The sequence below is a fragment of the Luteibacter sp. P4_E6 genome (genome assembly GCF_056401535.1).
The window spans coordinates 1-6,564 of sequence record NZ_JBFUJE010000217.1; the positions used below are offsets into that span (position 1 = coordinate 1).

Below are 6,564 nucleotides of genomic sequence, written 5' to 3' on the forward strand. Positions count from 1 at the left end.
TGTCTACCCTGCGCGAGCACATCGCCTTTATGCAGCGCGACCGCGCGATGGACGGCGACGTGCGCCTGATGTGCGAACTGGTGGCCTCCGGCCGCCTGGTCGCCTGAGCAGGCGCTACAGCGCGAAGAATCGCAGACTGGCCGCCGCCTCGATCGCCGGCGACCAGTCCTCGAGCATGCCGGCGCGGACGCCTGCCAGGTACTGGTAGAGCTGGGCGTCGTTGATGAGGCCCAGCTTGGCCATGGCCGAGCGTTTCTGTCGACTGATGGTCTTCAGGCTGCGTCCCATCGAGGCGGCGATGTCCACCAGTCCGTATCCCTGCGCATAGGCGCGTAACACCTCTACCTCACGTGGCGACAGCCGCGTGGCGAGGTCGTCGGCGTTGTCTGCGCAATCCGCTTCGTGGAACAGGCGCCGAACGGCCGGGCTCAGGTATGAGCGTCCGACCTCCGCCGCGTGCACTGCCACCGGGACATCGCGGAGGCTGGTCCGTTTGTCGAAGATGGCAGCCACGCCCACGTCCAGCAGGGTGCGCAGGATGGCGGGATTGGACAGCATGGTGAGCACGACGATGCCGGTGTCCGGGCGAAGGGCGCGGATGCGGCGGATCATCGGCATGCCGTCGGGCTGGCTGCCTTCGGGCATGGAGAAGTCGGTGACGACGACGTCGCAGGGGTGGTCGGTGAGGGCGTCGAAGAGGGCATCGGTATCGTGGGCGCGCGCAACCACCTGGTAGCGGTGCGACTTCAGGATGGTCTCGACACCCGCGACAACGACCGGATGATCGTCCGCAATGATCACGGTGCTCTGCATGGCGGGGGCTCGCGAGGGTGGAAATGCCGCCATCTTGTCGAGCAGCCTTGGCGGGGTATATGGAAGAAAAGCGCAATTGCATGTCGGCGCTTGCCACGTCGGAGTTGTCGCGTTACGATGAGTTATCGTATTAACGCGTTAGTACACTATGAAGCGACGCTCGATCGACCCCGAAATGCCGGCCAACTCGGCCGAGACCAGCCTTTGCGAGGCCCTGCTTGGGCTCTCAGGCGTGGATGAGATGCGCGCGTTTCTCCACGATCTCTGTACCCCCGCCGAAATCGAGGTGATGGTCGACCGCTGGCGGGTGGTTCCTTTCCTCCTGGAAGGGCGGTCGTACCGTGAAATTCACGAGCGGACGTCGGTCAGCATCACGACCATCGGCCGTGTGGCGCGCTATCTCAACCAGGGCAGTGGGGGCTACATGGCCGCTGCCGCGCGTCGCAACCTTGCAGGTGTCGCATGAAGCCGCGCGATCGCCTGCGCATCGCCATGCAGAAGTCCGGCCGGTTGACCGATCCCGCGCAGGAATTGCTCGCGCGCTGCGGCCTGAAGTTCCGGCAGAGTCGCGACAAGCTGTTCTGCTTCGGCGAGGGCGAGCCGGTGGATCTCCTGCTCGTTCGTGATGACGATATCCCTGGCCTGATCGCCGAAGGTGTCTGTGACCTCGGCATCGTCGGCCGCAACGTACTTCGCGAATTCCAGCTGACCAACCCGGAGACCGGTATCGGCATGGACGAGCTGCGGCCGCTCGGCTTCGGCCACTGCCGTCTGTCCATCGCCGTGCCCCAGGAGGATGCCTACGACGGTCCCGCCCAGCTTCACGGGCAGCGCATCGCCACCTCCTACCCGGGCCTCCTGGGTGAATGGCTGCGAAGCAACGGCGTCGACGCGAAGGTCGTCATGCTCGCCGGTTCGGTGGAAATCGCGCCGCGCCTCGGCACGGCCGATGCGATCTGCGACCTGGTCTCCAGCGGCGCGACCCTGGTCGCCAACCAGTTGCGCGAAGCCGTCGTCGTGGTGGAGAGCGAAGCGGTGCTGGCCGGCCGTCGCGAACTCCCGTTGGACGAGCGTGGCGAGATCGCCGAACTGCTCCTGCGCCGCCTCGATGGCGTTATCCAGGTACGTGACTCGCGGTTGATCCTGATGCAGGCGCCGCGCGACGCATTGGCGGCCATCACGCGCCTCCTGCCGGGCCTGCCCATCCCCACGCTCACGCCGGTGGATGGCGCGCCCGACCAGGTGGTACTGCAGGCCTTGTGTGCCGGCTCGGTGAGCTGGCGCCAGTTGGAAGATATGAAGCGAGCCGRCGCCCGCGACATGCTCGTGCTGCCGGTGGAGAAGATGCTGGCATGAAACGAATCGTCTGGAAGGGCCTCGACGAGGCCGGACGCGACGCGGCGCTCGCACGGCCGATGCAAGCGCGGGCGAGCAGCCTGCGCGAGGGCGTCGAGTCGATCATCGCGGACGTACGCACTCGCGGCGACACTGCGCTCATCGCGTTGACGGCACGCTACGACGGCAGCACGCTCGACACACTGGCCGTGACCGAGGCGGAATTCGCGGCGGCGGAAGCACGCTTGCCCGATGAGCTGAAAGCGGCGGTGCTCGAAGCGGCCGCTCGTATCGAGCACTTTCATCGTGCCGCCGCGCCGACGCCGGTGAGCGTCGAGACAGCGCCCGGCGTCACGGTGGAGCGCGTACTTCGGCCGATTCGCCGGGTCGGGCTTTACGTGCCCGCCGGCGGTGCGCCGTTGCCGTCGACCGCGATCATGCTCGGCGTGCCGGCCGCTATCGCTGGCTGCCGTGAGGTCGTGCTCTGCACGCCGGTGCAGGCCAACGGTCGCTGTGACGATGCCGTCCTGTTCGCAGCGAAAGCCACCGGCGTGCACCGTGTTTTCAAGCTCGGCGGCGCGCAGGCGATCGCCGCGATGGCCTACGGCACCGCTTCCGTGCCTCGTTGCGACAAGATCTTTGGCCCCGGTAACGCCTGGGTCACCGAAGCCAAGCTGCAGGTGGCCGGCGACCCGGCCGGCGCCGCGATCGACATGCCAGCGGGGCCGTCCGAGGTGCTCGTCATTGCCGACGCCGATGCGGATCCCCGGTTCATCGCTGCCGATCTTCTCTCGCAGGCCGAGCACGGCCCGGACTCGCAGGTGCTCCTGGTCAGCCCGTCGGCGGTGCAACTCGATACCGTGGCCGTCGAGGTCGAACGACAGCGCCGCGAACTTCCGCGCGCCGACGTGGCGGCCACGGCGTTGAGCGAGAGCCGGCTGATCCTCGTCGACGACCTCGACGAGGCGATCGAAGTCAGCAACCGCTATGCCCCGGAACATCTCATCATCCAGACCGTCAACCCGCGCGCCTTGCTCGAGCGCGTGGAATCGGCCGGCTCGGTCTTCCTCGGTGAATGGACGCCGGAGTCGGTCGGCGATTACTGCAGCGGCAGCAACCATGTGCTGCCAACGTACGGCTATGCGCGCAGCTACAGCGGCGTTTCGGTCGCCAGCTTCCAGAAACAGGTGACGGTGCAGGAACTCTCCGCCCAAGGCCTGCGTAACATCGGTCCCTGCGCGGCGATCCTTGCCGAAGCCGAGCAACTCGAAGCCCACCGCCGGGCCGTCACCCTGCGACTCGCCGCCATGGACGCCGCCGCATGAGCATTCTCGATCTCGCACGTGCCGATATCCGCGCGCTCGCACCGTACTCCAGTGCCCGGATGGAAGCCCAAGGGGGCACGGTGTTGCTCAACGCGAACGAATCCTCGCGGCCACCGAATATTCCCGGCGGGGAAGGGCTCAATCGCTATCCCGATCCGCAACCGCGCGGACTCGTGGCGACGCTCGCCGACCTCTACGGAACGACGGACGATCGCGTGCTCGTTACCCGTGGAAGCGACGAATCGATCGACCTGCTCGTACGCGCCTTCTGTCGCGCAGGCGAAGACGCCGTGCTCATATCGCCGCCGACGTTCGGCATGTATGCGGTGTGCGCGCGTATCCAGGGGGCGGCCGTGATCGAGTCGCCGCTCAGCCGCAACGGCGTGCTCGACGTCGACGCGCTTCTCGACGCGGTGACRCCCGCCACGCGTATCGTCTTCGTCTGCACGCCGAACAACCCCACCGGCAACCTCGTCGATCGCGGCGATCTGGAACGCATCGCGAAGGCGCTCGAAGGCCGCGCGCTCCTGGTCATCGACGAGGCCTATGCGGAATACAGCGGCCTCGCCAGCGCAGCCTCGCTGATCGAGACTTACGACAACGTGGCGGTGTTGCGCACGCTGTCCAAGGCCTGGTCGTTGGCTGGCGCTCGTGTGGGTGCCTGTATCGCGCGGCCCGAAGTGATCGGGCTGCTTCGTCGGATCATTCCCCCGTATCCCTTGCCGTCGCCGTGCGTGGATGCCGCCATGGGTGCGCTGTCGTACGAAGGGCGTCGCTTGCAGCGTCACCATCTGCACGAAATTCTCAACGAGCGCGCTCGCATGCTCGTTACCTTGCGTCAGATGCCCGGCGTGCGGGAGGTGATGCCTTCGTACGCTAACTTCCTGGCTGTGCGTTTCGACGATGCGGCAGGAACCTATCGTCGCCTGCTCGCCGCGGGCGTGGTCGTCCGCGACGTGTCGAAATACGCGGGACTGGAAGACGCCCTGCGCATCACTATTGGTACCGGCAACGAGAACGACCGCGTGCTCGCGGTGTTGCGCGCGGGAGCGCCTGCATGAGCCGCAAGATCCTCTTCGTCGATCGCGACGGTTGCCTCATCGAGGAGCCGGCCGACCAGCAGATCGACAGCTACGAGAAGCTGGCCCTGATGCCCGGGGTGATTGCCGCCTTGCAGCGCTGTGTGGCCGCGGGCTATGAGCTGGTGATGGTGACCAATCAGGACGGCCTCGGCACGCCTTCGTTTCCGCAAGCGTCGTTCGATGGGCCGCACGCCTTGCTGTTGAACATCTTCGCCTCGCAGGGCATCACTTTCCGCGAGCAGCTGATCGATCGCAGTCTGCCGCATGAACATCGCGACACGCGCAAACCAGGCACGGGCCTGGCGCGGCACTGGCTGGCGGACGATAGCTGGAGCCGCTCGCAGTCCGCCATGATCGGCGATCGCGAGACCGACCTGGCCTTCGCCGCCAACCTCGGTGTACGCGGTTTTCGCGTGGGCGCTGAGGGTGCGAGCTGGGCCGAGGTGGCGCACGCGCTACTCGATGCACCACGCACCRCCGAGGTGCTGCGCAGGACGAAGGAAACCTCGATCCGCGTGCATGTGGATCTGGACCGTATCGCCGAACCGAACGTGCGCACCGGCCTGGGCTTCTTCGACCACATGCTGGAGCAGATCGGCAAGCACGGCGGATTCGCCCTGAGCCTGACCTGCGACGGGGATACCCATATCGATGAACACCACACCATCGAGGACTCCGCGCTCGCCCTCGGCCAGGCCTTGCGCCAGGCGTTAGGCGACAAGCGTGGCATCGGTCGCTATGGCTTCGCGCTGCCGATGGACGAGAGCGCGGCGCGCGCCGAGCTGGACCTGTCGGGGCGGCCGTACTTCGTCTTCGAGGGCCATTTCCCGCGCGATCGCGTCGGTGATGTGCCGACCGAACTGGTGCCTCACTTCTTCCGTTCGCTTTGCGAAACCCTGGGCGCGAACCTGCACCTCACCGTGCACGGCGAGAACGCTCACCACATGGTCGAAGGCTGTTTCAAGGTCGTCGCGCGCACGCTTCGACAGGCGATCCGCCGCGAAGGCGCCGAGCTGCCGAGCACCAAGGGAAGCCTCTGATGAGCGTGGTTCTCGTCGATGCGGGCGGCACCAACATCGGCTCCGTGCGCTATGCCTTGCAGCGCCTCGGTACCGATGCCGAACTCACCTCGGACGCGGCACGCATCCGCGCGGCCAGCCACGTGATCCTTCCTGGCGTGGGCGCCGCGGCACCGGGCATGCGCATGCTGCGCGAGGCAGGCCTGGTCGAGGTATTGCGCGGATTGAAACAACCCGTGCTCGGCGTCTGCCTGGGCATGCAACTGCTCTGCGAGCGCTCGGAAGAAAGTGACACGGAATGCCTCGGTGTGATCCCGGCGACGGTGACGCGTTTCGCCGGAGCACCTGGCCTGCGCGTGCCGCACATGGGTTGGAATACGCTGCAGGTGACCGTGCCTCATTGCCTCACCGCAGGGCTGCGCGAGGGCGATACCGCGTACTTCGTTCACAGCTTCGCCGTCCCGACAGGCGACTACACACTGGCCTCAAGCGAGCACGGTACGCCGTTCTCGGCCGTAGTCGCCTCCGGCAACTTCATGGGCATGCAATTCCACCCCGAGCGTTCGGCCGGTGTGGGTGCCCAGCTCCTGCGGAACTTCCTCGCCCTATGACTTTACCGATTCCAGCCATCGACCTGCGCGAAGGCAAGGTTGTTCGTCTGTTCAAGGGTGACTATGCCCAGCAGACCACCTTCGCCTTCGAGCCCGAAGCACTGGCGGCTCGGTATGCCGACGAAGGGGCGACGTGGCTGCATGTCGTCGATCTCGATGGCGCGCGTTCGGGCCATTTCGAGAACCTGTCCACGATCGCCGGGGTCGCCTCGAGCGGCCGCCTCCGGGTGCAGGCGGGTGGCGGTATTCGTGACGAGGAGGGCGTACGCCGCCTCCTGGATGCGGGCGTGGAGCGTGTCGTCGTCGGCAGCGTGGCCATCCGCGATCCGGAAGCGGTGGCGGCGTGGATCGGTCGCTACGGCGCCGAGCGCATCGTGCT

8 protein-coding genes are annotated in these 6,564 nt (G+C 66.6%); 7 read left to right on the forward strand and 1 reads right to left on the reverse strand.

Features of this window, described 5'->3' with window-relative positions; genetic code table 11:
- Positions 1-114: 114 nt before the first annotated feature.
- Complete coding sequence (locus AC1DT2_RS13435) at positions 115-813, reverse strand: response regulator (protein WP_477296783.1); 699 nt, start codon at positions 811-813, stop codon at positions 115-117.
- Positions 814-961: 148 nt separating this feature from the next.
- Between AC1DT2_RS13435 and AC1DT2_RS13440 the strand changes: the two genes are divergently transcribed.
- The 7 genes from AC1DT2_RS13440 to AC1DT2_RS13470 form a co-directional block, all read left to right on the forward strand.
- A complete protein-coding gene (locus tag AC1DT2_RS13440) occupies positions 962-1,279 on the forward strand; it encodes a YerC/YecD family TrpR-related protein (RefSeq protein ID WP_063570716.1) in 318 nt (105 codons plus the stop codon).
- Positions 1,276-2,169, forward strand: a complete 894-nt coding sequence (gene hisG / locus AC1DT2_RS13445; protein WP_477296785.1) for an ATP phosphoribosyltransferase — start codon at positions 1,276-1,278, stop codon at positions 2,167-2,169. Before AC1DT2_RS13440 ends, hisG begins: the two co-directional genes overlap by 4 nt.
- The gene (gene hisD, locus AC1DT2_RS13450) at positions 2,166-3,473 is read left to right on the forward strand and encodes a histidinol dehydrogenase (RefSeq protein ID WP_477296786.1); all 1,308 of its coding nucleotides are present in this window, start codon (positions 2,166-2,168) and stop codon (positions 3,471-3,473) included. Before hisG ends, hisD begins: the two co-directional genes overlap by 4 nt.
- Complete coding sequence (gene hisC / locus AC1DT2_RS13455) at positions 3,470-4,534, forward strand: histidinol-phosphate transaminase (protein WP_477296787.1); 1,065 nt, start codon at positions 3,470-3,472, stop codon at positions 4,532-4,534. The genes hisD and hisC overlap by 4 nt, the downstream gene beginning before the upstream one ends.
- Positions 4,531-5,595, forward strand: coding sequence for a bifunctional histidinol-phosphatase/imidazoleglycerol-phosphate dehydratase HisB (gene hisB / locus AC1DT2_RS13460; protein WP_477296788.1), 1,065 nt, complete (start codon positions 4,531-4,533; stop codon positions 5,593-5,595). The genes hisC and hisB overlap by 4 nt, the downstream gene beginning before the upstream one ends.
- Positions 5,595-6,185 (forward strand): imidazole glycerol phosphate synthase subunit HisH, encoded by a 591-nt coding sequence (hisH, locus tag AC1DT2_RS13465; RefSeq protein WP_063570721.1) that lies wholly within the window; start codon positions 5,595-5,597, stop codon positions 6,183-6,185. Before hisB ends, hisH begins: the two co-directional genes overlap by 1 nt.
- On the forward strand, positions 6,182-6,564 hold a 383-nt coding region (locus tag AC1DT2_RS13470), incomplete at its 3' end, for a 1-(5-phosphoribosyl)-5-[(5-phosphoribosylamino)methylideneamino]imidazole-4-carboxamide isomerase (RefSeq protein WP_477296789.1). The genes hisH and AC1DT2_RS13470, both read left to right, overlap by 4 nt.